Here is a 22,624-nt window from a genome sequence, read left to right on the forward strand (position 1 = left end):
GTGGCCGTCCGGCTGACCTACGAGACCCACGCGACGACCGAGGACAACGAGCAGGGCGTCGCCACCGGCTGGCTGCCCGGCCGGCTCTCCGCGCGAGGCCGTCGCGAGGCAGTGCTGCTCGGCGAGCGACGACGACCCGAGGGGTATGCCGCCGTGCTCGTCTCCGATCTCGCCCGCGCTGTCGAGACGGTGGCCATCGCCTTCGCGGGCTCCGACGTCCCCGTCCGGCAGGACGCCCGCCTGCGCGAGTGCGACTACGGCGAGCTCAACGGGTGCCGCGTGACCGACCTCGATCGGGTGCGCCTGCGCCACCTCGACGAGCCGTTCCCGGGCGGGCAGAGCTACACGCAGGTCCTCCACCAGACCCGCGACCTGCTCGACGAGATCAGGTCCGAGTTCGCGGGTGGCCAGGTCCTGCTCGTGGCCCACTCCGCGAACCGGTGGGCCCTGCAGCACCTCCTCGACGGCACGCCGCTGGCCGCAGCGGTCGCCGCCCCGTTCGACTGGCAACCGGGCTGGGAGTGGACCCTGACGTGAGTGCCGGGCGGGCGGCATACCGGAGCGTGGTCGGCGAGGGGCGCGAACGCCACTAAACTCTTGTCCTCGTGGCACTCACCATCGGAATCGTCGGGCTCCCCAATGTCGGCAAGTCGACCCTCTTCAACGCGCTGACCAAGAACAACGTGCTCGCCGCGAACTACCCGTTCGCGACGATCGAGCCGAACGTCGGCGTCGTCCCGCTGCCCGACCCGCGCCTGAAGGTGCTCGCCGGCATCTTCGGCTCCGAGAAGATCCTGCCCGCGACGGTGAGCTTCGTCGACATCGCCGGCATCGTGCGCGGCGCGAGCGAGGGGGAGGGGCTCGGCAACAAGTTCCTCGCCAACATCCGCGAGGCCGACGCCATCTGCCAGGTCGTGCGCGCCTTCGAGGACGGCGACGTCGTGCACGTCGACGGCAAGGTCAGCCCCGCCAGCGACATCGAGACGATCCACACCGAGCTCATCCTCGCCGACCTCCAGACTCTCGAGAAGGCCGTGCCCCGCCTCGAGAAGGAGGCGCGGATCAACAAGGACAAGAAGGCGGTCCTCGACAACGCCGTCGCCGCGCAGAAGGTCCTCGAGGAGGGCCACACGCTGTATGCCGCCGGGCCGGCTGCCGGGGTCGACCTGACCGAGGCGAAGGGGCTGGGGCTGCTGACGACGAAGCCGTTCATCTACGTCTTCAACCTCGACGAGGACCAGCTCGCCGACGCCGACCTGCAGACCTCGCTCCGCGAGCTCGCAGGACCGGCCGACTCGGTCTTCCTCAACGCCAAGCTCGAGATGGACCTCATGGACATGGAGCCCGACGAGGCGCTCGAGCTGCTCCAGAGCTTCGGCGCCGAGGAGTCGGGCCTCGACCAGCTCGCCCGTCAGGGCTTCCACACCCTCGGGCTGCAGACGTACCTGACGGCCGGCCCCAAGGAGTCGCGGGCCTGGACGATCGGCAAGGGCTGGACCGCGCCCCAGGCTGCCGGCGTGATCCACACCGACTTCCAGCGCGGCTTCATCAAGGCCGAGGTCGTCAGTTTCGACGACCTCGTCGCCGCCGGGTCGATGGCCGCGGCCAAGGCCGCCGGCAAGGTGCGCATCGAGGGCAAGGACTACGTGATGAGCGACGGCGACGTCGTGGAGTTCCGCTTCAACGTCTGAGGAGCTGCGTCGTAGCCGCGTCGTAGCCGCACCCGGAGGTCGCACGATGGCGTGAGGGGGACCAAGGACTCTTCCGGGCCGCCTTGCCGCCCTCATAGCGTCGAACCAGGGTCGAGGGCAACGGTCTGGGAGGCGGCCATGACGAGCGAACTGCGAAAACCGACGCAGGCTGCAGCGACTGTCACAGCGGGAATCCTCGTGGCCGTCCTCGGTGCGTGCGGCAGCGCCGGGCCGGGCTCGGCGGGGGGCGCGCCGACCACGGCGACGGCGACGACCGTAACCGTTCCGACGTCAACCTCCTCGCCGACGTCACCGACTTCGACCAGTTCCCCTGTGCCCCCGGCGGTTCCGGGCTATGCCTACGGTGACATCGAGGCGGGCAGCGCCCTCCCGGGGATGACCCAGGCTCTCGTCGACTCGATCAACCAGTCGACTCCGGGATTCGTGACGGGGCACTCCGACCACCGGGTGCTCAAGGACGGCGAGCACGTGCTCAACCTCCTGCTCCTCCAGGTCGACATGGCGGCCGCGGGCGACCTCCAGCGCCCGCAGTTCGTCGAGGGCCTGCTCCTTTGGGCCGTGGGGTCAGCCGTCCCGGAGTTCAGCGAGCTGACCGTCGCAGGACAGTGGGTCGGTGCCGCTCACGTCACCGTGGACGGTGAGGCGAGGGCGGCCATGGTCTGGCCCGGCCACGACACCATCGCTCTCGTGGTGAGCCGCTCCCAACCTGAAGCGGAAGCGTTCCTCGCCGGGCTGATCAAGGCCTCCACGAGGTGACTGCTGACGGCACAGGCGTCGAGGGGTGACGGGCATGACCTACCAGTACCCGAGTCCCTATCCGCCGCGGGCTCGCGGGGGGAGCGGGCATCGGGAGCCCCGGGCGGAGGATGCGGCTCGGAGAGAGCTTGAGTCCCGTGAACCGCCCCTCGTCACGAGCGCCGGCGTCCCGAGGCTCTGGAACGGCTACGCGTGGGTGCCCGCGCCGCACCTGAGCGCGGACGGGCAGGCGTGGTGGAACGGCGTCTCGTGGGTCCCGGCCCCTTCGCTCCGCTATCGCGCCTGGGGCAACGTCGCCCTCGGCTTGGCCGTGTTCATGGCCTGCTACTGGGTGCCGATGATGCTTGTCGGGATCGGCGACTCCCGGATTCGAGCCGACTACGCCCCGGGGCTGGAGGAGGCGCTGATCCCGTTGGTGCCGGCAACTCCCGCGATCGCAGTCGCAGTGATCTCGATCGTCCTGGACCGCACGGAGAAGCGACGACCGATTCTCGGCCTGGTCTCCCTCTCCCTGGCCGGCCTCTCAGTGCTGCTGCTCTGGCTCGCCATCTTCGCCGGCGTATAGCCGATCTGAGCTCTGGCGGCGGAGGCCACTGGCACATCCCGTCTGCGTTCAGCAGGATCGTTCCTGGACCATGTGGCCGGCCGCCGCTGAGCGACCTGACGAGAGGGAGACGATGACGCCCGGCAATGCCACCATTCTCGATCTGGAGACCCTCGCAGCCCTCGGCACGTGGACCACCCACCCTGTCCATGTCGAGTGGGGCGCGGGTGCACTTCACGTCACCGCGGCCCGAGGGAGCGACGCGTGGCGGCACACGGCATACGGCTTCGTGCACGAGACGGAGCACGCGCTCATCGCTCCGATGTCGACGGACTCCGCCATCGAGGTCTCGTTCACGCTCGACTACGACCAACAGTTCGACCAGGCGGGCCTGCTCGTCCGCGAGTCGGCGAGCGAGTGGATCAAGGCCGGCGTCGAGGTGTCCGACGGTCTGCCGCAGGTGGGGGCCGTGGTCACGCACGGCACCTCCGACTGGTCGGTCGCCCCCGTCCCCGAGTGGGCTGGGCGCGAGGTGACGGTCCGCGCCAGCCGCAGCGGCGACGCCGTGACCGTCCGGGCGCGCGTCGACGGGGAGCCGTGGCGTCTGGTCCGCGTCGCCCACCTCGACCCCGACGTGGCCGTCTCCGCGGGTCTCTACTGCGCGTCCCCGACCCGCTCAGGCCTCGTGGTCACCTTCACCGGCTACTGCGCGGGTGAGCCCGACACCTCCCTGCACTGAGCCGTCCCTCGCGGCGGCCTCAGGGACCTTCTCCTCTGGCGCCGGGCCCCGTGTGGTCGTGGTCTGGAAGTGGCAGCGAGACGCGGCCCCTCCCGAGCCGTGCAGAGCGGCCCACCGCAGGAGGTGCGCCATGACAACGCCGACGATCTTCCCTCCGGGCTCCGATGCCGAGCCTCGGGGTCCGGACAGCTCCGGGGTAGCGGGGCGGGCAGCCTCGGCCTCGCCGTCAGATCCCACGGTCCCCATCCCGACCACGGGTGGCACGACAGCCACCTTCTCGCCGGCGGTCCCGCCGAGTCCTCCGGGACGGTCCACGCACCGGCGCCGGTGGTGGTTCGTGGCCCTTGCCGCCGGACTCGCGGTCGTGCTGGCCCTGGTCGGTTGGATGGTGTGGCGCAACTGGGTCCCCTCGGCCCCAGGGGCACCCACGGGTCAGACGGTCACCGCAACCTCTGTCCAGCTCCGATGGAGCCCGTCGACATCGGGCCCGAGCGTCGACAGCTACCTCATCCAGCGCAACGGGACCCAGGTGGGCTCGGTGGCGGCGAACGTCACGAGCTTCGTCGACAGCACGGTCATCCCGGACACGTCGTACCGCTACGTCGTCATCGGAGCGTCGGGGAGCAAGCGTTCCGCGCCGTCCGCCGAGGTCGCGGTCCGCACCCTCCCGGCGACGCCCGAAGGGCTGACGGTGACCTGGAGCCGCGCGACCGCCCTGACGATCAGCTGGTCGCCTCCCGCGCGGGGCTTCGCACCGGAGCAGTACGTCATCACCCGTGACGGCGTCGAGGTGGCGACCGTCCCCGGCGCGCAGCCGACCTATGAGGACAGCGGCCTCACTCCCGCCACCGCCTACGGCTACGTCGTGGTAGCGGTCACGGGCGCCAACCGCTCGGAGCCTTCTGCCGAGCTCTTCGCGCAGACCCTCCCGGCGTCGCCGACCGGGCTCAAGATCGCAAAGACGACGACGAGCACGATCACCCTCCAGTGGTCTGGGCCCACGTCGGGCCCAGCGTCTGACGGTTACGTCGTGCTGAGGGGCGACACCGAGGTCGCCACCGTCTCGGGTGCGACGCTGTCGTACACGGACACCGGCCTCACCCCGGCCACCCGCTACTCCTACACCGTGATCACCGTGAAGGACGGCCTGAGGTCCGAGCCGTCACCGGCGCTCTCGGTGGCAACGGCCACGCCGCCCGTCGCGAGCGCCCACCTGGACGGCTCGTGGCCGGTGGACGGCAAGGTCACCAAGGTCTCGGGCAGCGTCACTCTCGGCGGGTCCGCCGCGAAGGGACAGACGTTCAGCTGGACCTGGGACTTCGCCTCCAAGTGCACGGTCGGGCCCTGCCCCGCCGTGGTCTCCGGCGTCTTCGCCTCGCACCCCTTCACCGTGACCCTGAGCCCCTCGAACGGCACCTACAAGGGTTCGACGACGGTGCACATCTCGCACTGTCAGGGTCTTAACGGCACCGTGGACGTCAAGAACACGGTCCGGCTCAACCTCACCGTGAAGAGGGCGGCGCTCACGTCGAACATCTGGTCGGTCACCTCGTGGAAGGGAACGCTGACAGTCGCGAGCCCCTACACGTCAGCCGGCAGCTCGGGGAACCTGCGCTCCTACTGCCCGGCGAGCTCGATGACGACGTCGGTCACGGGAACCAGGTGATGCCAGGTCAACGCCCGGTCAGGTCACGGCCTGACCGGGGCGTTGCTTGACCGACACGCGAATCCCTTTGCGGGTCAGTCGATCTGGAGGTCGTCTCCGTCGGTGGTGACTGTGCCCCGGCGCAGCGGCCAACGCTTGGTGAGGGCGAGATAGAAGGCGTCAAGCCCGGGGATCTTGGCGAAGGCGCCCTGAGGTCCCCGGGTCATCTGGCCGGTCTTCACGTCGTATGCCGCCTGGTGCCACGGGCACACGAGGCAGCCGTTCGCGTCGATGCTGCCTCCGGCGAGGTCCGCTCGAAGGTGACGGCACTTGCGACCGACGGCGAAGTACTCGCCGTTGTTGCCGACGGCATAGTCACCTGATCCGGTGACTGATCCGGGCGGGACGTCGGACGCGGGAATCCGGGTAGAGCTCATGGCGTGCTCCTTGCGCAGTGGTCCCTGTCCTCTCTCATGGTGGCACAGCCGTGCGGTCCCGGACGGGTGAGCTGCTCCGCCGGCCGTATGCCGTCACCGCGCGACGTCGCGCCACGCGGGCTCGTCGTCGGGCATCCACGCGGGGGTATGCGGCGCGCCCCCTCCCAGCGTCAGCCAGCCCAGCTCGTCGGCCAGTCCGACGGCGGCCTCGATGAGCCTGGTCGTTGTGCCAGCGACGTCGTCGCTGCGCCATGCCAGGGACCACGGGTAGTAGGGCTGGATCTCCGTGGGCCAGAACATCGGCAGCCCGACGTCGACGTACTTCTCTGCGTAGCTGAGGAACTCGAGGTAGCGGTGGGAGGTGGGGGCCCGCCGCACGTGCGCCACGCAGTGGCTGAAGGCGCCGGGAGTGCCCAGCCATCGCATGGTGAGACCGACACGCTGCTCCAGGGCGGTGAGGTACTGCCCGTGGGCGTTGTAGCTGCCGGAGTCGGGTGGGTCGGCGAAGACGCTGAGCGGTCGCTCGTGGAACGAAGCCGTCGATGCGCCGTCGCCGGCGTCGGTCCCCACAAGGACCAGGGGCTCCAGGCGGAGCAAACGGTGTCGCCACCCGCTCGGGTGCGCGATGCTCATGCGCGGGGTGACCCGGAGGATGGCGACGTCGAGGCGTCCCTGCATGAGCGCGTTGAGCTGGGTGATGCTGTCCATGGCGTGCTCGCGCAGCTCGATGTCGGGCTCTGCCCGGCTGAACGCGTCGGCGACGAGCCGGCTCGTCGACAGCTCGAAGACGTGGGCGATGCTCACGCCCTCCTGACGGGTCGGCTGCGACATCGTGTCGGCGAGGGCGAGCAGGCGCCTGGCGTGCTCGAGGAAGTGCTGGCCCCGCGCGGTCAGGGTGACGTGCCGGCTGTCGCGGACGAGGAGCGTCTCACCGAGCTGGTCCTCGAGCTTGCGGATCTGCTTCGACAGGGCCGGCTGGCTCACGTACAGCCTCGCGGCGGCCCTGCCGAAGTGAAGCTCGTCGGCGACCGCCACGAAGTAGCGCACCAAGCGCAGGTCCAGCTCCATCGGCCCTCCGTGGTGTGAGGCACCGGACGGGCACCAGCCCTCCGCGAGCCTTGTTGGCCCCACCGTACTGAGCGGACCGCCTCATGAGGAGGCCTGGTGGTTATCGATTGCGGCGAAACGGGTCTTGGACACCGGTCGGCCGGTCAGGTCAGCCTTGAGGTCGTCGCCGCGTGCGACACCCCGGTCGGCCTCGAGGGTCAGGGGCCGGTCGAGCCCCTCGTCGAAAGGCTCGCCATGACTGCAGCACAGCGTCCCGTCGTCTTCATCCACGGCCTCTGGCTCCACTCCTCGAGCTGGGGTCCGTGGCTCGAGGCCTTCCGTGAGGCGGGCTATGCCCCGATCGCGCCCGGATGGCCCCGGGAGGGTGAGACCGTCGAGCTGGCGAGGCAGCAGGCTGACGACGTCGCCGGCCTGGGGATCGACGACGTCACGAACCACTACGCCGCGGTCATCGAGGAGCTGCCTGACGCGCCGATCCTCGTCGGGCACTCGTTCGGTGGGCTCATTGCCGAGAAGCTGCTCGGCCAGGGCAAGGGCGCCGCAGCCGTGGCCATCGACCCCGCCCAGATCAAGGGGGTCCTGCCGCTGCCGCTCGCGCAGCTCCGCGCAGGCCTGCCGGCCCTGGGTAACCCCGCCAACCGGAACAAGGCAATCTCATTGACCTCCAAGGAGTTTCGCTACGGCTTCGGCAACGCCATCACCCAGGAGGAGTCGGACGCGCTGTACGAGAAGTGGACCATCCCGTCTCCTGCGAAGCCGCTCTTCCAGGCGGCTGCCGCCAACTTCTCGATGCACTCCGAGGCTGCCGTCGACACGAAGAACAGCACGCGCGGCCCGCTCCTGCTCATCTCCGGCCTCGAGGACCACACGGTGCCCGACGTCGTCACCCGGTCCACCCTCAAGCAGTACCGCACGTCCACCGCGGTCACCGAGCTGCGCCAGTTCGAGGGTCGTGGGCACTCGCTGACCATCGACAGCGGATGGAGCGAGGTCGCCGGCGCCGTGCTCGGCTGGCTCGGCGAGCACGGGCTCTGACCATGGACCTCGGTCTCGCCGGGCGAGTCGCCATCGTCACCGGTGCGAGCAGGGGCATCGGTCTCGCGATCACCCGGGTGCTCGCCGACGAGGGTGTGACGGTGGTGGCGGGCGCTCGCGACGCCTCCGCCGAGCTCGACGCGCTGAGCAGGTCGGGCACGGTCACCTACGTCGCAGCCGACCTCAGCGAGCCGGACGGCGCCGCGCACCTCGTCGATGCGGCCGCCGGACGCGGGCGGCTCGACATCCTCGTCAACAACGTGGGAGCGGTCACGCCGCGACTGGACGGGTTCATGGCCGTGACGGACGCGCAGTGGACCGCGTCGTACACGCTCAACCTCATGGCCGCGGTGCGCACGACCCGTGCCGCGCTTCCGATGATGCTCGCCCGCGGCAGGGGCGCCATCATCTCGACGAGCTCGGTCAACGCGATCCTCGCCGACCCGTCGGTCATCGACTACAGCGCCGCCAAGGCAGCACTGCGCAGCTTCTGCAAGTCGCTCTCCAAGGAGCTCGGACCACACGGCATACGGGTCAACACCGTCAGCCCCGGGCCGGTCAGCACCGACCTGTGGCTCGGGAGCGCCGGTGTCGCTGCCGCCGTGGCCGCGCGGGAGGGCACCGATCCCGCCGCCGTCGCTGCCGCCGCCGCGCGGGACTCCGTGACCGGACGCTTCACGCACCCGGACGAGGTCGCCAACCTGGTCGCCTTCCTCGCCAGTGACATCGCCGGCAACATCACCGGGGCCGACGTCACGATCGACGGGGGGCTCATCCCCACGACCTGAGCTCGCGCTGGTGTACTGCGGGCTGGCTGCAACCCGGTCAGTCGCTGGCTGGGGTTGCCGCGAGCACATCACGCAGCGCGGAGATCGAGGGTGTGAAGAAGTAACCACCGCCGGTCGGAATGACGACGTCCTGCTCGGCGACGACGGTGCCGATCACGGTTGGCTTGACGATGACGCAGGTGCGCTGGCGCTCGGCGCCGGGCTCGCCGTTCTGACCGACGAGCAGGTCGTGCCCACTCGGACTGCGAGGGGCGACCGGATCTCCCATCCACGTCGTGTTGAGGAACTCGAACTGGTCGACGATCGAGGCCTGGTACGACAGGAACATCAGGCCTCGGTCGCCGTGTGCTGGGTCCGGACCCGTCTTGGGGAAGGGCGGCCCGTAGGGAAGACCACGACGCAACAAGCGTCGCTGGAAGCTGGCCCTCCTCCCGCCTTGGTCGTTGCCGACATCGCGCGTGTTGACCTTGCGGATGTGGGCCGCCAGCGGGCAGGTGAGACCCACCGGATCGGCCTTGGCCCTGGGGTAGGGGTCGTCGTGCCCTCCGGTGAGGGGCAGCAGGGGCGTGTCGGCGGCGAACTCGAAGTGGTTGTTGCACAACGGGTCTGCGCCGAGGTCAGGGTCGTCGGCGTCCGGGGTGCGGGACAGGGGCGCGCCGCTCGGCCACCGGCCGACCACGTGCGTCTGGAGCAGGTCGCCTGTCATCCCTGCCAGACCCTGGTCCTGCAGGCTCGCCGCCTGCTCCTCGGCGAAGGCCCGGAAGCCGGCGACGTCTTGGCGCAGGCGGCGGTAGACGGCATACGAACCGTTCTTGGCCCAGGCGGGGCCGGGGATGGCCGCGGGGGCGGCGAGGAGTGGGTCGGCGCCCGGCGTGGGATAGCCGAAGACGAAGGCGCCCGGCCAGACGAGATACTGCCCCGGCAGGCCGTAGAGCCACGTCTCGGGCACGGCCGACGGATCGACGGTGCGCGGTGTGAGGTAGGAGGGGGGCTCACCCGGGAGCAGGCCCCGGACGCCTGGTTGCGACACGCCGTCCTGGAAGCCGAAGTGCTCGTGTCCGAGCTTGTCCAGCTTGCCGCCGACCTCGCCGTAGAGCACGGACAGGTGCGCAGCGAGCGCCTCCTCCACGACCTCGTCGAAGAGCCGCTGCAGCGTGCGCTGCCGGTCGGCGCCGAGGACGACGAGGGCGTCAGCCGCCTTCCCCGGCCCACCGAAGAGCCAGTTGGCCGGGTTGCCCTCGGCCGAGGGGTCGGTGGGGTCACCGAGGAGGCTCGACCGGTCGGCAAGACCCGTTCGGAACGCCTCGTCCTCGAACTTCGACGCATCGCCGCCACCACGGAGGTTTGCGATGGATGTGTAGCTGAGCGAGACGTTGAGCCAGGCGTCGTCCAGGGTCTGGGCCGCCTCGGTCGACCCGGCAGAGACGCCACGGGCCAGACGCTCCTGGCGGACCTTGAGCCGCGACGCCATCGTCTGGGACATGGTGGTCACGCGAGGGACGAGCTCCCCCAACCACCTGCGGGCAGAGGCGAGGTCGCCGAACTCGAGAGCGATCACGGCCATGCGCGGCTTCATGAATCCGGGCAGGACGTTCCCTTGGATCTCGTCCACGTCGAAGACCGGCTCCGGCGGGGCCTGACCGGTCGCGCTCGCGCTCGCATCCATGGCCGACAGCATGTTCACCATGTCGGACGTCCTCTCGGTTCGGCTAGGAGTTCGGTTCGGATCGGTTCACGGGGATCGGTTCAGCGGATTCGGTTCAGCGGGGACCGGGTCAGGCGTTGCGGGTGAGGTGCCGGTGGGTGCCGGCGAGCAGTGACGGAGGCTTCGGCGTGGCCCTCGCAGCCAGCTCGTCGAGGCTTCGGACCGTGTTGGGCGCCGGTGCGACCGGGGGCGCCGCCGTGCCCGGAGTCGCCGGAGGGTAGGCGAATGCCGGCCGGCTCACCGGCGAGGGTGCCTCGCCCGCCTGGGCGTAGGTGAGCCAGTTGCCCTGCCAGTCGTCCTGGTAGCTGGAGGCGGCGCATGCCACCGGGGTGTTCGCGAAGTGCCCGAGCCCGGCGGCCCTGCCGACGATGTTGACGACGATGTGCTCGGCGATCTGTCCGCCGTGCGTGATGGGGATCCCACCGATGGTCAGGTCGCTGACCGTGTAGCCCTCCCCGGCCGGGACTGCGAAAACGGCGTGCTCGATGAGCCCCTGCTCGGGCTGCCCGCGCAGGACGGTGAAGAAGCTGCTGTCGACAGGCTCGCCGCCGGGCGTCCGGAACCCCTCGAGGCTCAGGTGGTGCATGGCCAGCCCGACGGGGTTGCGCAGCGTCACGAACGCACCCAGCGCGGCCAGCTCGTTCACGGTCGAGCCGATCGTTGGGTCGCTGCACCGGTTGAGGCCGCCGTAGGCGGCCCCGCTGATCAGCGCCTCGGGGTCGATGACGGTCCTGCCGTTTGCCGTCCGCTGCACGCTCGCCAGGGCGCCGAGGTTGATCTCGGCCGAGAGGCTGTTGGCGGGGTGGGTGAGGTGCATGATCCCGCCTGTGGTGTTCCATCGGTTGTACGGGTTGTAGCTGCCCTTGGGGTAGATCACCTGCGGGTTCGCCGGGTCCGAGTGGTCGACGAGGTCCTGCTGGCACTCGAGGTCGGCAAGCTGCACCTGCGGGTCGACGTACTCCCGATAGAGCTCCAGCAGCAGCTGCTTGTCGCCCGCGAACGGGTACCTGGGGGTGCCTGACATGTCCGGGAGGGTGTCGCCGTGCAGGGCCTGCCAGTACTCCGGCGGCTCGGACGTGAACGTGACGCGGGTGATGCGGCCCTGGTCGTCGCGGGTGACGCGCCACTCGCAGTACTCGTCCTGCGGTCGGTAGAAGATGTTGCCCCAGAGCTCCCCGACGAAGTAAGAGCCGGGGCCGTCCATGCGCTGGGTGAGCGGCATGAGGTTGTCGGCCAGGTCGAGAGCCATCTGTCGCCCCCACCGATCCCGGAAGGTTCCGGGGAAGCCGCTCCAGCCGATCACCTGGTCGAGCGGCTCGCCCGGCGTCTCGGTCCTGGACTCGTTGTAGAACTGCGGCTGGTCGCCCGGTGCGAGCTCTGCCTGGACGATCGCGATGTTGCCGTCAATCCATCCGGAGACCGCCGTACTCCACTGCTGCAGCATCTGTGCGTTGAAGTCGCTCAGGAAGCCGGGAGGGTCGAATTGAGGGAGCATGCTCGGATTCCTTCTGCTGTCGCTGATGTCGACCTGTCGGCTCTGACGCACAGAGCGTGCTCAAGCATCCGTTCGAGCGAGGCGAGCCGGTTTCACCTGACGTCGGTGGTCCTCGCGTGCCCTTTCAGGTTGGCACGAACTACGCAAGTCGTCCTGAAATCGCCGATATCTGCCCCCACCCAACCTCAGGTGAGCAGGAACGGCCCCGCCCACACGATGGCGGCCAGTGCGAGGCAGTTGGCGACGACCGTCACCCAGAAGATGCTGCGGAACGGCTGCTTCACCGTCTTGTGCCGGAAGACCCGTCGGGCGACGAGCGCACCGGGCCATCCGCCGACGACGTCGACGGTGTGCAGGGTGGACTCCGGCGTGCGCCGACGTCCTTGGGTCGCAGCGGACTTGTCGCCTCGGTAGAGGAGGAACGCAACGGCGCTGAGCAGGCCGTAGGCGGCGACGACGATGACGGAGACCTTGCCGAGCAGCACGAGAGCGCCGAGGAGGGCGAAGAACAGCGCCGCCACCCCCAGCGCCCCGGGCACTCCTCGCGCCAGCCCGCGGCGGGAGCCCCCGCGTCGACGTGTCGAGACCCTGCCAGCCACCTTGCCAGTCACCCGGTCAGCCACGTTCAGCCGCCGAAGTGCGGGCGCAGGGTGCCGGCGAGGTCCTCGGGAGCGAGGTCGATCATCGCCTCGGCGTGCAACTTCTCGAAGTAGGTCACGTCGCTGCGATACATGGGCTCGGCGTTGCTCCGGCTGACGATCCGCAGCAGGGTCGACCAGCGGTCGGACGGAGCCGGCCCGCCGCCGTAGAGCGCCCAGTTGAAGGACGTGAGAGACAGGTCCCGGTAGGTGCCGAAGACCCGCGACATCCCCTTGCCGAGGTCGGCGCAGTCGGCGTCGGTCAGCCGGTCGACGTCGCGGGAGCCGTCCACAACCGCCCACACCTCGTGGAAGCCGATCGGGGCGAAAGGCGTGAGGAACGAGACGCGGCCGATCCGGCCCACCCAACGGGGGCCACCCTGCTCCTGCGCCACCAGCTCGTCCCAGAACGACCCCTCGCCCGACGAGCCGTCGCGCCAGGCCGCCGACCGCTCGACGAGCAGTCGCTGCAGCGTCGTGCCGACGTCGTCGTGGGCCGACTGGGCGTGCGGGTGGATGAGCGAGCTCCCGCTCGGGGGAAGGTAGTTCGCGTTGATCGACGACCACATCGGGCGGATGCGGTGCAGGGCGCCGGTATACTCCACCAAGGCGCCGAGCAGGTCGCCGACCCGAGCGGGTGTGAGGTCCGGCAGGTCGAGGAAGTGCCGGGTTGTGTCATAGAGGCCGACCGACGAGAACTCCGAGTACGCAAGGACATTCGGCACGACGACGGCGTTGCCGCGCCGGATCCGGCCCTCCGGCGCGACCTCTGCCGGGAAGGTGCCCGTGGCGCGCTCGATCGTGCCGGCGCAGAACGGGCAGAACGGCGGGTCGGCCGTGAGGTCGGTGAGGTCGGGGCGCTCCGTCGGTGACAGCTTGGTGCCCGAGACGATGCGGGAGGTGTGCCCGGTGAGCGGGTCGACCCGGATGCTGAGCGGCACCTCGATGACGTTCGTGGGGTTCGTTAGCTCCGGCACGCGGGCGGTGATCCGGTGTTCGGTCATCTCGATGGCCATGCCTCGCAGCGTAGCCACGACCCGTCGCGGGCAGACGACAACCGACCACTCTCGCGCAGCCCGTGGCCCGCGCGCATCCTCTCACCGCCGACTCGACAGCCCCGTCCCAGGAGCCGACAGGGCGATGACGAGCTCACGCACGACCGCGGGGTCGGCGAGGCTGTCACCGAAGAGCTCGCGCACCTGCCCCATCCGGTAGCGGACCGTCTGTGCGTGCACGTGCAGCTCGGCCGCCACCTCGTCGCGGCGCCCTTGGTGGAGCAGCCACGACAGCAGGGTCTCGGCGAGCCGGTCGCGGGTTGCCGGCTGCAGGTCCGCGAGCGGCTCGAGCACCTGGCCGCGCAGATCGGCCAACGCGTCGGGGTCGGCCGTCAGGACGAGGTCGGCCAGGTGGCGCTCGCTGTCGACGGGCTCACCGCCACGCGGCGCCCGGTGGAGCGCGAGGGCGCGCGCGGCCCGGTCGAAGGACGACCGCGCGTCGATCCACGGACGGGGCGGACCGCATACGGCATGGCGACCCGAGAGCGCGCGCAGCAGGTGGCGTCGCCCCGGCCCGTCCGCGTCGGGGACGAGCAGGAGCGTGAGCGGGTGGTCGGGATCGACGTCCTCGATTCCCTGGAGGTCCTCGCCCACGACGAGGGTGTCGGCGCTGAGCGGCGCGAGCGCGCGTCGGGCCTCGGCCGCGGGCAGCAGCACCGCGGTGAGCGAGGTCGGGGGAGGCCACTCGGCCCGCGCTGCGGCAGCGGTCAGCACGTCTGCGCCGGCCCCGGCGAGCAGCTGCTGGCCGAGGCGCTCGCGGTAGCGGTCGCGGACCCGCCCGCTCGTCGTCAGCTCGTCGGTGTGGCCGGCGACGCTCGCCGCAGACAGCTCGTCGATGTAGGCGAAGAGGAGCTCGGCGAACTTCGCCATCGTCGTCGCCGGCATGCCCGCCTCCGCGGCCGTCCGGGCGAGCTCGCGCCACGACACCCGGGCCCCGACGCGGTATGCCGCGAGCAGGCTGTCCATCGAACGTCCGCCCCGCGCCTCCCCCCTTCCGAGCGCATAAGCGCCCTCGCGCGTCGGGCCGAGCGGTGTGCTGGGGTCGACGTCGCGACCACCGCCCGCGAGCTTGAGGAAGCCGGCGATCGCCATCTGCACTGCCTTCTCGATGGTGTCGCCGGCAGCACCTCCGAGCGCGCCTGCGTAGTCGGGGACCTCGTCGACGACGGCCGCCATCGTCGTCGTCGCGATGGCGGGGAGTCGTTCACGCAGGACGCGGAGCACCGCGTCGTCCATCTGGAGGGCCGCGGCCCCCCGAACTGTGGCGCTGGTCACCTTCGCAGCCATGGACTGTTCCCTCCGCACAAGAGTTCCCGGAAGCTTCACGCTTGGCGGTCAGGATATTACCCTTGCCTGTCAGTCATGCTGAAGACATGAGCCTGACCGCACCCTCCACCCGACCGGACCGACCGTCGCTGCGCCGACGACTGGTCAGGCTCGCCGAGCGTGCGACCACGCCGCTGCTGCCGGCCGACTACCTCGACCTCTTCGACCCGCTGCGTCCGGGCGCCGACCTGCGCGGGCGCATCGTCGAGGTCCACCCCGAGACGGCCGACGCCGCCACGATCGTCATCCGACCGGGCGCCGACTGGGCTGGTCACGTGCCCGGGCAGTACGTCCGCATCGGGGTCGACGTCGACGGCATCCGCCAGTGGCGGGCCTACTCGCTCACCCACGGCCCGCGCCCCGACGGCAACATCTCCATCACCGTCAAGGCGGTGCCCGGCGGCCTCGTCAGCACCCACCTCGTGCGCGAGTCGCGCCCCGGCACGCTCGTGCACCTCGAGCAGGCCCAGGGCGAGTTCGTGCTGCCCACCGACGGAGGCAAGTTCCTCTTCGTCACCGCCGGCTCCGGCGTCACTCCCGTCATCGGGATGCTGCGCAACCTCTTCCCCGTCGCTGACGGCGGCGTCGTGCGCCTCGCCCGCGCGACGGCATACGACATCGTCGTCGTGCACGTCGCACCGAGCGAGCCCGACTCGATCTTCATCGCCAATCTTCGCGCGCTCGACGACGCCGGGCTGATCCGCCTCGTCGCCCGCTACGACGACGAGCACGGCGTGCTCGACGTCGCCGACCTCGAGACCCTCGTGCCGGACCTGCACGAGCGCGCCACTCTCGCCTGCGGTCCCGGCGGCCTGCTCGACGCGCTCCAGGCCCACCACGACGCCCGCGGGCTCGACCTGCTCACCGAGCAGTTCCGCGTCACGACGCTCGTCGTCGGCGAGGGCGGCACCGTCGACTTCACCGGATCTGGCTCCGGCTCGGTCACGACGGTCGACGCCGACGGCGCGACTCCCATCCTCGACGCCGCCGAGGCGGCCGGTGTGCTGATGCCGTCCGGGTGCCGGATGGGCATCTGCTTCGGCTGCGTCCTGCCGCTCAAGGAGGGCGCCGTGCGCGACCTGCGCACCGGCGCCGTCACGACGGCCACCCCCGGCGAGACCGAGGGCAGCGGCGTGCCGATCCAGACGTGCATCTCCGCCGCCGCCGGCCCCTGCGTCATCGACCACTGACGGCCCACTCCACCCCCAGACCGAACCATCGAGACCCCGTGACCCCGCGACCGCTCGCGGACACCCGCTCCACCACGACGTGAGGAACCCCATGACCGTCCTGCAGAAGAAGGCCCACAACCCCATCGGCCACCTGACGCCCGAGGACATCGAGCAGCTCGGTGTCGAGCTCGACGCCATCCGGCAGTCGGTGATCGACACCCGCGGCGCCGACGACGCGGCATACATCCGCAAGGTCATCGACGCCCAGCGCAAGCTCGAGCTCGGCAGCCGCGCCATCCTGCTCATCTCGATGTTCCCGCCCGCCTGGGTCGTCGGCACGGCCGGCCTCGCGGTCGCCAAGATCATCGAGAACATGGAGATCGGTCACAACGTCATGCACGGCCAGTGGGACTGGATGCGTGACCCCAAGATCCACTCGACGACGTGGGAGTGGGACAACGCGAGCCCCTCCGAGCAGTGGAAGCACTCGCACAACGAGCTGCACCACACCTACACGAACGTCATCGGCAAGGACAACGACCTCGGCTACGGCATCATGCGCGTCGACGAGGACCAGCGGTGGGTGCCGTTCTACACCGCCCAGCCGCTCTGGAACTTCGTCAACGCCTGCTTCTTCGAGTACGGCATCGCGGCCTACGACCTCGAGCTCGGCAAGAACCTCGCCACCAAGGAGCGGCGCAACAACCCGGAGTTCCGGGCCCGCGCCAAGGTCACCCTGAAGAAGATCCGCAACCAGGTGACGAAGGACTACGTCATCCACCCGCTGCTGTCGGGCCCGTCCTTCCTCAACACGATCGCCGCCAACGCGACCGCCAACCTCGTCCGCAACATCTGGACCCACTCGGTCATCATGTGCGGCCACTTCCCCGAGGGCGTCGAGACCTTCGAGCGCAAGTCGATCGTGGGGGAGACCCGCGGTGAGTGGTACCTGCGCCAGATGCTCGGCTCGGCCAACATCAGCGGCAGCAAGGCCATGCACTTCATGACCGGCAACCTCAGCTTCCAGATCGAGCACCACCTCTTCCCCGACCTGCCGAGCAACCGCTACCAGGAGATCGCCCCGCAGGTGCAGGCGCTCTTCGCGAAGTACGGCCTCACCTACACGACGGGTTCGCTTCCGCGACAGGTGGCCTCGGCGTGGAAGAAGGTCATCCGGCTCTCGCTGCCCAACGACTTCGGCCGCAAGGCGCGGGCCAAGGTGCTGCCGCTGCTGCCTGTGACGCCGCGGAGCGAGGCCGGGTCGCGCGCTGCCGCCTGACCTGCTCCGCGCTCGACTCCGCGAGGGGGTGTCTCCGACGGAGGCGCCCCCTCGGCACGTCAGCTCGCCGACTCGGTGACCTCGTGGCCGTGACCCTCGCTGGGCCCTGAGGTCCGGATGAAGTCGCGGATGAGATCGGCGAAGCGCTCCGGGTCGTCGAGGTGGGGGTAGTGCCCCGCGCCCTCGAAGATCTCGACCCGGCAGCCCGGGATGGACTCTTGGGCCCGCGCGGCGTGCGAGACCGGGATGACCATGTCGTTGGTGCCCCAGACGACGAGGACCGGGATGTCGACGAGGTCGGGGAGGTAGTCGTGGGCGGTGATGCTCTGGCCCCGCGCGTCGATGACGGCCCGCGTCGTGGCCAGGAAGGCTCGCCGGCTGTCGGCGTCGCTCAACCGGGCAAACCCCTCCCACACGGCGCGCATGTCGTTGCTCGCCCGCCAGCCCGCCTTCGCCAGGGTCCTGCCGACGGTCTCGACCTTGCCGCGGACCCACCCTGACGCGAGCGCGGGCAGGACCCACTCCGCCCCGGGCAGGGTGGCCGCCCGCAGCGCCGGGATGACCTCGGGGCCGAGGCCGCCGCTGCCGACGAGCACGAGGCGCTCGACGCGCTCCGGGAAGAGGTAGCAGAACTCGAGCGAGATCCCGCCGCCGAGGGAGTGCCCGACGAGGGTCACGCGCTCGATGCCGAGGCGGTCGAGGAGGTCGCGCAGGGTGGCGGCGTGCGCCCCGAGCGAGTAGTCGCCTGCCGGGTTCGCGGAGGCGCCGTGGCCGAAGAGGTCCGGCACGATGACCCGGTTGCGGTCATCGAGCCGGTGGATGAGGTGCGCCCAGTTCGTGTGCGAGCCGAGCAGGCCGTGCACGAAGAGCACGGCATCGCCGTCGCCGCTCTCCACATACGACAGCGAATGGCCCCGCAGCGAGATCACGTGGGGAGTCAGCGGCGTCACGACGCCTCCTCGGGTCGGTTGGGCTCCTCTTTCGAGGCTATCCCCACGGCGGCGGTGCGCCCCCTCGTTCCGTCCGTGTCCTTCACCACGCGCCCGCCTCCCTCGCGGTGTCGAGGCGCTGTGGCAGTCACGACGACAGGCTGCTGAAAGTTCTTTGTCACGAGCTGTAACGACTCCGTCCGCCCGCACGATGGAGGGGGTGAAGAGGCGCCACTCGGACCCCCGAGCGAGTGGCGCCTCTCCTCACGTCCGGACCCGGCCAGACGGCATACGGCCCTCGTGGTTGTGCACGGCCGCCGTGCCGGCCCTGCCATCGGGCGTATGCCGTGGGCGCGCGCTCAGCGCGGCGTCAGGACGACGAACGGCAGGGTGTCGCACGGTGTCGCTCGCCAGTCCGGTGAGGCGTCGGCAGCGCCGGCGCGCCACGCCTCGAGGGGGAGGTCGCGCACGAGGTCGCCCGTGACCCAGGCCGGGTCCGACGAGGTGACGACGCGGCCGGCGGCGTTGACGAGGACGCAGCCCCGCTCGACACCCTCCATGACGTCGAGCAGGTGCTCCTCGAACCACGCCACGAGCACGTCGAGGCCCACGACCCCCGCGAACGTCCCCCTCGCGACGAGCGGTTGGGTGAAGGTCAGCGTGTACTGGTCGGTGCAGAGGTAGTCGACGTAGGGCCCGGTCACGTGTCGGCCGCCGGTCTCGAACGGCTTTGTGTACCAAGGCAGCTCGGTGTAGTCGCGGAAGCCCACGGCCCGCGGGTCGGTCTCTGCGGCCAGCTTGGCGATCGTCGCCGCTCCGCCGCGGGACTCGACGGTCCACCACTCGAGCCAGTAGGCGGCGTCGGCGAGGACGCCGGGTGCCATGACCGCGCCGGCGCCCGCGATCGGCGTCGTCGGGTCGGCGAGGAGGGCGCGGCACCGCTCCTCGATGTCGAGGTCGGCGCGGCGGGGAGCGTCGCCGGAGAGGTTCTCGGCGAGGCGCGCTCCGAGCTCTTCCAGCTGCTCGAAGAGCCGCGCGCCGAAGTCCGCGACCCAGCCGGCCACGTCGGTCGCCGTCGTCGTGGTCGTCATCGGCGCCTCCGCGATCGGGCGACGCGGTGCAGGGACTTGACCGCGTCGAAGAGCTCTCGCACATGATCCTCCGCGCGGGCCCGCGCCGTCACGGGTTCGCCGAGGGACACGGCCTCGACGATCGCGCCGTGCGGGTCGGCCTGCCGCAGCGCCCCCCATCCCTCGCCGGCCTCCGCGTCGGCGAGCCAGAGGACGGGCCCGATCTCACGCTGGAGCACCATCTCCTCGCGGGTCAGGCGCGCCGACTGCGCCGTCGCGGCGAGCTCGAGGTGGAAGGTGCCCTCGTGCCGCGGTATGCCGCTCGGGTCCTCGAGCGCCGGTCGCGCGGTCGCGAGCCGTCGCAGCCTCGCGACGTCGTCGGGGTCGGCGCGGCCGGCAGCGAGGGCCGCGCAGTGCCCGCTGATGGCGCAGTAGTGGTCGGCGAGGTCGCGCAGCTCGCCGAGGCCGACGCGTGAGAGCCGGGAGAGCAGGGCGGCCCGGCCACCGTCCCTCGGAGCCTTGACGAACGACCCGCCACCGCGTCCCCGGCGCGTGACGATGAGGTCGTCGTCGCGCAGGCCGCCCAGGGCCTCCCGCACGGTGACGGTCGCGACACCGAAGCGGTCGGCGAGGTCGCTCTCGGGCGGGAGCATGCTCCCGTCGGGCAGCAGGCCGAGCATGATGGCCTCGCCGAGCCGGCGCCGGACGGTCTCCGCGCGGCCCTCGACGGGCAGCGGGGCGAACACGGCGGCATACGGCCCGAGGGGCAACGACCGGTCCGCCATGGAGCCTCCGCATCAGTTTCGACGAATCCCTTGCGCTTAAACATATGGACCCATACCTTTTGCGTCCAGAGGTAAGAGATCGCACGTCGTCGAGGAGAACCATGGCAGAGCGGACAGGGCCGGCAGGGTCGGGCACCCCGGCCATCAGGCTCACGTCGCTGCGCAAGGAGTTCGCCGGCACGCCCCCCGTGGTGGCCGTCGACGACGTCGACCTCGACGTGCGCTCGGGGGAGTTCTTCTCGATGCTCGGACCGTCCGGCTCCGGCAAGACGACGGTGCTGCGCATGATCGCCGGCTTCGAGGAGCCGACCTCGGGCCACATCGAGCTCGCCGGCGCCGACGTCACGAAGAAGCAGGCGTTCGACCGCGACGTCAACACGGTCTTCCAGGACTACGCCCTCTTCCCCCACATGTCGGTCGCCGAGAACGTCGAGTACGGCCTGCTCGTCAAGAAGGTGAGCCGCCCCGAGCGTCGCACCCGCGTCGCCGAGGCCCTCGAGCAGGTGCGGCTCGGCGACCACGGCAAGCGCAAGCCCTCGCAGCTCTCGGGCGGCCAGCGCCAGCGTGTGGCCCTCGCCCGCGCCCTCGTCAACCGGCCCACGGTGCTGCTCCTCGACGAGCCCCTCGGAGCCCTCGACCTCAAGCTGCGCGAGCAGATGCAGGTCGAGCTCAAGGGCATCCAGCGCGACGTCGGCATCACCTTCCTCTTCGTCACGCACGACCAGGAGGAGGCGCTGACCCTCTCTGACCGCGTCGCCGTGTTCCACGCCGGCCGCATCGAGCAGGTCGGCACCGCGCGCGAGGTCTACGAGAGCCCCGCCTCCGCCTTCGTCGCCGGCTTCGTCGGCACGTCCAACCTGCTCGCCGGCGACGCCGCGCGAGCCGTCATCGGCCGGGAGGGATCGTTCGCGATCCGCCCGGAGAAGCTCCTCATCGCTCCCGCGGGGGACACGCAGCGGGGCGATGGGCTCATGGGGGCCGAGGCGGTGCTCGAGGAGGTCGTCTACGGCGGCCCCGTCACGCGCTACGTCGTCGCACTCGACGCCGGCGCGCGACTCACCGCCCTCGAGCAGAACACCGGAGCAAGCCAGGCCGCAGCCCACCTGCGTCGTGGTGAGCGTGTCCGGATCCAGTGGAACCCGGAGCACGTCATCGACGTGCCCGAATCAGCAAGCAGATGAAGGAGACTGGCGTGCGTTCGTCAAAGATCAAGGGCCTCGGCGCGGCTGCCGCCGTGGCCATGCTGGCCCTCGCCGGCTGCGGCAGCTCGGCCGACTCCGGCTCCACCGGGGCCAGCGCCGCGCCCGGGGGGATGCAGGTGCCGAACCTCAAGGCCATCGACAAGCTGGGCACGCCGGAGGGCGAGGTCAACGTCCTCGCGTGGCCGGGCTACGTCGAGGACGGCAGCAACGACCCCAAGGTCGACTGGGTGAGCGACTTCGAGAAGTCGTCGGGCTGCAAGGTCAACGTCAAGACCTTCGGCACCTCGGACGAGGCCGTGCAGCTCATGCGCACGGGCCAGTACGACACCATCTCGGCCTCGGGTGACGCGACCCTGCGCCTCATCGCCGCGGGCGACGTCGAGCCGGTGAACACCTCGCTCATCACGAACTACCCCGACATCTTCGACTCGCTGAAGATGAAGCCGTGGAACTCCGTGAACGGCGTCGCCTACGGCATACCGCACGGTCGTGGGGCCAACCTGCTGATGTACCGCACCGACCTCGTGAAGCCGGCCCCGGACTCGTGGGCCGCTGTCTTCGACAAGGCGGGAGCGCAGGCGGGCAAGGTGACGGCCTACGACTCACCGATCTACATCGCCGACGCCGCGCTCTACCTCATGTCGGCCAAGCCGGAGCTCGGCATCAAGGACCCCTACGCCCTCGACGAGACCCAGCTTGCTGCGGCCGTCGACCTGCTCAAGGCGCAGAAGGCCAACATCAGCGAGTACTGGTCGGACTACCTCAAGGAGGTCCAGGCCTTCAAGAGCGGGTCCTCGACGATCGGCACGACGTGGCAGGTCATCGCCAACGTCGCCCAGGGCGAGAAGGCGCCCGTCGAGGCCGTGCTGCCCAAGGAGGGCGCCACCGGCTGGTCGGACACGTGGATGGTCGGCGCCAAGTCGCAGCACAAGACCTGTGCCTACAAGTTCATCGACCACATCGTCTCTCCGAAGGTCAACGCCCAGATCGCCGAGTACTTCGGTGAGGCCCCGGCCAACAAGAAGGCGTGCGCCGAGACCGCCGACAAGAACCACTGCACGATCTTCCACGCCGAGGACGAGGCGTACTTCTCCAAGGTGCGCTACTGGAACACCCCGATCTCCACGTGTCTCGACGGTCGCACAGACGTCAAGTGCACCGACTACGCCACGTGGACCAAGGCCTGGACCGAGATCCGCAACAGCTGACCCGGCCGGGCTGACGGCGACTGAAACGACTGACCA

At 70.3% G+C, this 22,624-nt stretch carries 22 protein-coding genes; 12 read left to right on the plus strand and 10 right to left on the minus strand.

Annotated features, from left to right (window positions below; genetic code table 11):
* The 6 genes from FHX52_RS17045 (at position 1) to FHX52_RS23955 (ending at position 5,417) form a co-directional block, all read left to right on the plus strand.
* A complete protein-coding gene (locus FHX52_RS17045) occupies positions 1-537 on the plus strand; it encodes a histidine phosphatase family protein (RefSeq protein WP_141823478.1) in 537 nt (178 codons plus the stop codon).
* Between the two features lie 68 nt (positions 538-605).
* On the plus strand, positions 606-1,691 hold the full coding sequence (gene ychF / locus FHX52_RS17050) for a redox-regulated ATPase YchF (RefSeq protein WP_141823479.1): 1,086 nt from the start codon (positions 606-608) through the stop codon (positions 1,689-1,691).
* 333 nt (positions 1,692-2,024) lie between these two features.
* Positions 2,025-2,468, plus strand: coding sequence for a hypothetical protein (locus FHX52_RS17055; RefSeq protein ID WP_141823480.1), 444 nt, complete (start codon positions 2,025-2,027; stop codon positions 2,466-2,468).
* A 34-nt stretch (positions 2,469-2,502) separates the two neighbouring features.
* Positions 2,503-3,033, plus strand: coding sequence for a hypothetical protein (locus FHX52_RS17060; protein WP_185747341.1), 531 nt, complete (start codon positions 2,503-2,505; stop codon positions 3,031-3,033).
* A 112-nt stretch (positions 3,034-3,145) separates the two neighbouring features.
* The gene (locus tag FHX52_RS17065) at positions 3,146-3,751 is read left to right on the plus strand and encodes a DUF1349 domain-containing protein (RefSeq protein WP_141823482.1); all 606 of its coding nucleotides are present in this window, start codon (positions 3,146-3,148) and stop codon (positions 3,749-3,751) included.
* 337 nt (positions 3,752-4,088) lie between these two features.
* Positions 4,089-5,417 (plus strand): fibronectin type III domain-containing protein, encoded by a 1,329-nt coding sequence (locus FHX52_RS23955; protein WP_246070073.1) that lies wholly within the window; start codon positions 4,089-4,091, stop codon positions 5,415-5,417.
* Positions 5,418-5,491: 74 nt separating this feature from the next.
* Here the strand turns inward: FHX52_RS23955 and FHX52_RS17075 are convergent, their stop codons facing one another.
* Together FHX52_RS17075 and FHX52_RS24590 are read right to left on the minus strand one after the other, a co-directional pair.
* Positions 5,492-5,833, minus strand: coding sequence for a Rieske (2Fe-2S) protein (locus FHX52_RS17075; protein ID WP_141823484.1), 342 nt, complete (start codon positions 5,831-5,833; stop codon positions 5,492-5,494).
* 93 nt (positions 5,834-5,926) lie between these two features.
* Complete coding sequence (locus FHX52_RS24590; RefSeq protein ID WP_141823485.1) at positions 5,927-6,901, minus strand: LysR family transcriptional regulator; 975 nt, start codon at positions 6,899-6,901, stop codon at positions 5,927-5,929.
* Between the two features lie 234 nt (positions 6,902-7,135).
* On the opposite strand from FHX52_RS24590, the gene FHX52_RS17085 reads away from it, so the two are divergent.
* Both FHX52_RS17085 and FHX52_RS17090 read left to right on the plus strand, forming a co-directional pair.
* Complete coding sequence (locus FHX52_RS17085; RefSeq protein ID WP_141823486.1) at positions 7,136-7,936, plus strand: alpha/beta hydrolase; 801 nt, start codon at positions 7,136-7,138, stop codon at positions 7,934-7,936.
* Positions 7,937-7,938: 2 nt separating this feature from the next.
* On the plus strand, positions 7,939-8,724 hold the full coding sequence (locus FHX52_RS17090; protein WP_141823487.1) for an SDR family NAD(P)-dependent oxidoreductase: 786 nt from the start codon (positions 7,939-7,941) through the stop codon (positions 8,722-8,724).
* A gap of 37 nt (positions 8,725-8,761) precedes the next feature.
* Here the strand turns inward: FHX52_RS17090 and FHX52_RS17095 are convergent, their stop codons facing one another.
* The 5 genes from FHX52_RS17095 to FHX52_RS17115 all read right to left on the minus strand — a co-directional run bounded on the left by FHX52_RS17095 (position 8,762) and on the right by FHX52_RS17115 (position 14,904).
* Complete coding sequence (locus tag FHX52_RS17095; protein WP_141823488.1) at positions 8,762-10,411, minus strand: Dyp-type peroxidase; 1,650 nt, start codon at positions 10,409-10,411, stop codon at positions 8,762-8,764.
* An 88-nt stretch (positions 10,412-10,499) separates the two neighbouring features.
* On the minus strand, positions 10,500-11,924 hold the full coding sequence (locus tag FHX52_RS17100; protein ID WP_141823489.1) for a hypothetical protein: 1,425 nt from the start codon (positions 11,922-11,924) through the stop codon (positions 10,500-10,502).
* Positions 11,925-12,109: 185 nt separating this feature from the next.
* A complete protein-coding gene (locus FHX52_RS17105) occupies positions 12,110-12,463 on the minus strand; it encodes a DUF1294 domain-containing protein (RefSeq protein WP_246070075.1) in 354 nt (117 codons plus the stop codon).
* Positions 12,464-12,549: 86 nt separating this feature from the next.
* Entirely contained in the window at positions 12,550-13,578 is a 1,029-nt protein-coding gene (locus tag FHX52_RS17110) for a hypothetical protein (RefSeq protein ID WP_141823490.1), read from the minus strand.
* Between the two features lie 81 nt (positions 13,579-13,659).
* The gene (locus tag FHX52_RS17115) at positions 13,660-14,904 is read right to left on the minus strand and encodes a PucR-like N-terminal domain-containing protein (protein WP_141823491.1); all 1,245 of its coding nucleotides are present in this window, start codon (positions 14,902-14,904) and stop codon (positions 13,660-13,662) included.
* Positions 14,905-14,990: 86 nt separating this feature from the next.
* On the opposite strand from FHX52_RS17115, the gene FHX52_RS17120 reads away from it, so the two are divergent.
* Together FHX52_RS17120 and FHX52_RS17125 are read left to right on the plus strand one after the other, a co-directional pair.
* A complete protein-coding gene (locus FHX52_RS17120; protein WP_141823492.1) occupies positions 14,991-16,133 on the plus strand; it encodes a ferredoxin reductase in 1,143 nt (380 codons plus the stop codon).
* Positions 16,134-16,224: 91 nt separating this feature from the next.
* Positions 16,225-17,394, plus strand: coding sequence for a fatty acid desaturase family protein (locus FHX52_RS17125; protein ID WP_141823493.1), 1,170 nt, complete (start codon positions 16,225-16,227; stop codon positions 17,392-17,394).
* A 59-nt stretch (positions 17,395-17,453) separates the two neighbouring features.
* Here the strand turns inward: FHX52_RS17125 and FHX52_RS17130 are convergent, their stop codons facing one another.
* From FHX52_RS17130 to FHX52_RS17140, 3 genes are all read right to left on the minus strand, one after another.
* On the minus strand, positions 17,454-18,344 hold the full coding sequence (locus FHX52_RS17130; protein WP_141823494.1) for an alpha/beta fold hydrolase: 891 nt from the start codon (positions 18,342-18,344) through the stop codon (positions 17,454-17,456).
* Positions 18,345-18,682: 338 nt separating this feature from the next.
* Positions 18,683-19,414: a cache domain-containing protein gene (locus FHX52_RS17135; RefSeq protein WP_141823495.1), complete on the minus strand. Its 732-nt coding sequence runs from the start codon at positions 19,412-19,414 to the stop codon at positions 18,683-18,685.
* A complete protein-coding gene (locus FHX52_RS17140; RefSeq protein WP_141823496.1) occupies positions 19,411-20,178 on the minus strand; it encodes a FadR/GntR family transcriptional regulator in 768 nt (255 codons plus the stop codon). Before FHX52_RS17140 ends, FHX52_RS17135 begins: the two co-directional genes overlap by 4 nt.
* A gap of 101 nt (positions 20,179-20,279) precedes the next feature.
* Here FHX52_RS17140 and FHX52_RS17145 point away from each other — a divergent pair, with 101 nt between their 5' ends.
* On the plus strand, positions 20,280-21,359 hold the full coding sequence (locus FHX52_RS17145) for an ABC transporter ATP-binding protein (protein WP_141823497.1): 1,080 nt from the start codon (positions 20,280-20,282) through the stop codon (positions 21,357-21,359).
* Between the two features lie 11 nt (positions 21,360-21,370).
* Positions 21,371-22,588 (plus strand): ABC transporter substrate-binding protein, encoded by a 1,218-nt coding sequence (locus FHX52_RS17150; protein ID WP_221630627.1) that lies wholly within the window; start codon positions 21,371-21,373, stop codon positions 22,586-22,588.
* The last annotated feature ends 36 nt before the right edge of the window (positions 22,589-22,624 follow it).

Source organism: Humibacillus xanthopallidus (assembly GCF_006717145.1).
Lineage (GTDB): Bacteria > Actinomycetota > Actinomycetes > Actinomycetales > Dermatophilaceae > Humibacillus > Humibacillus xanthopallidus.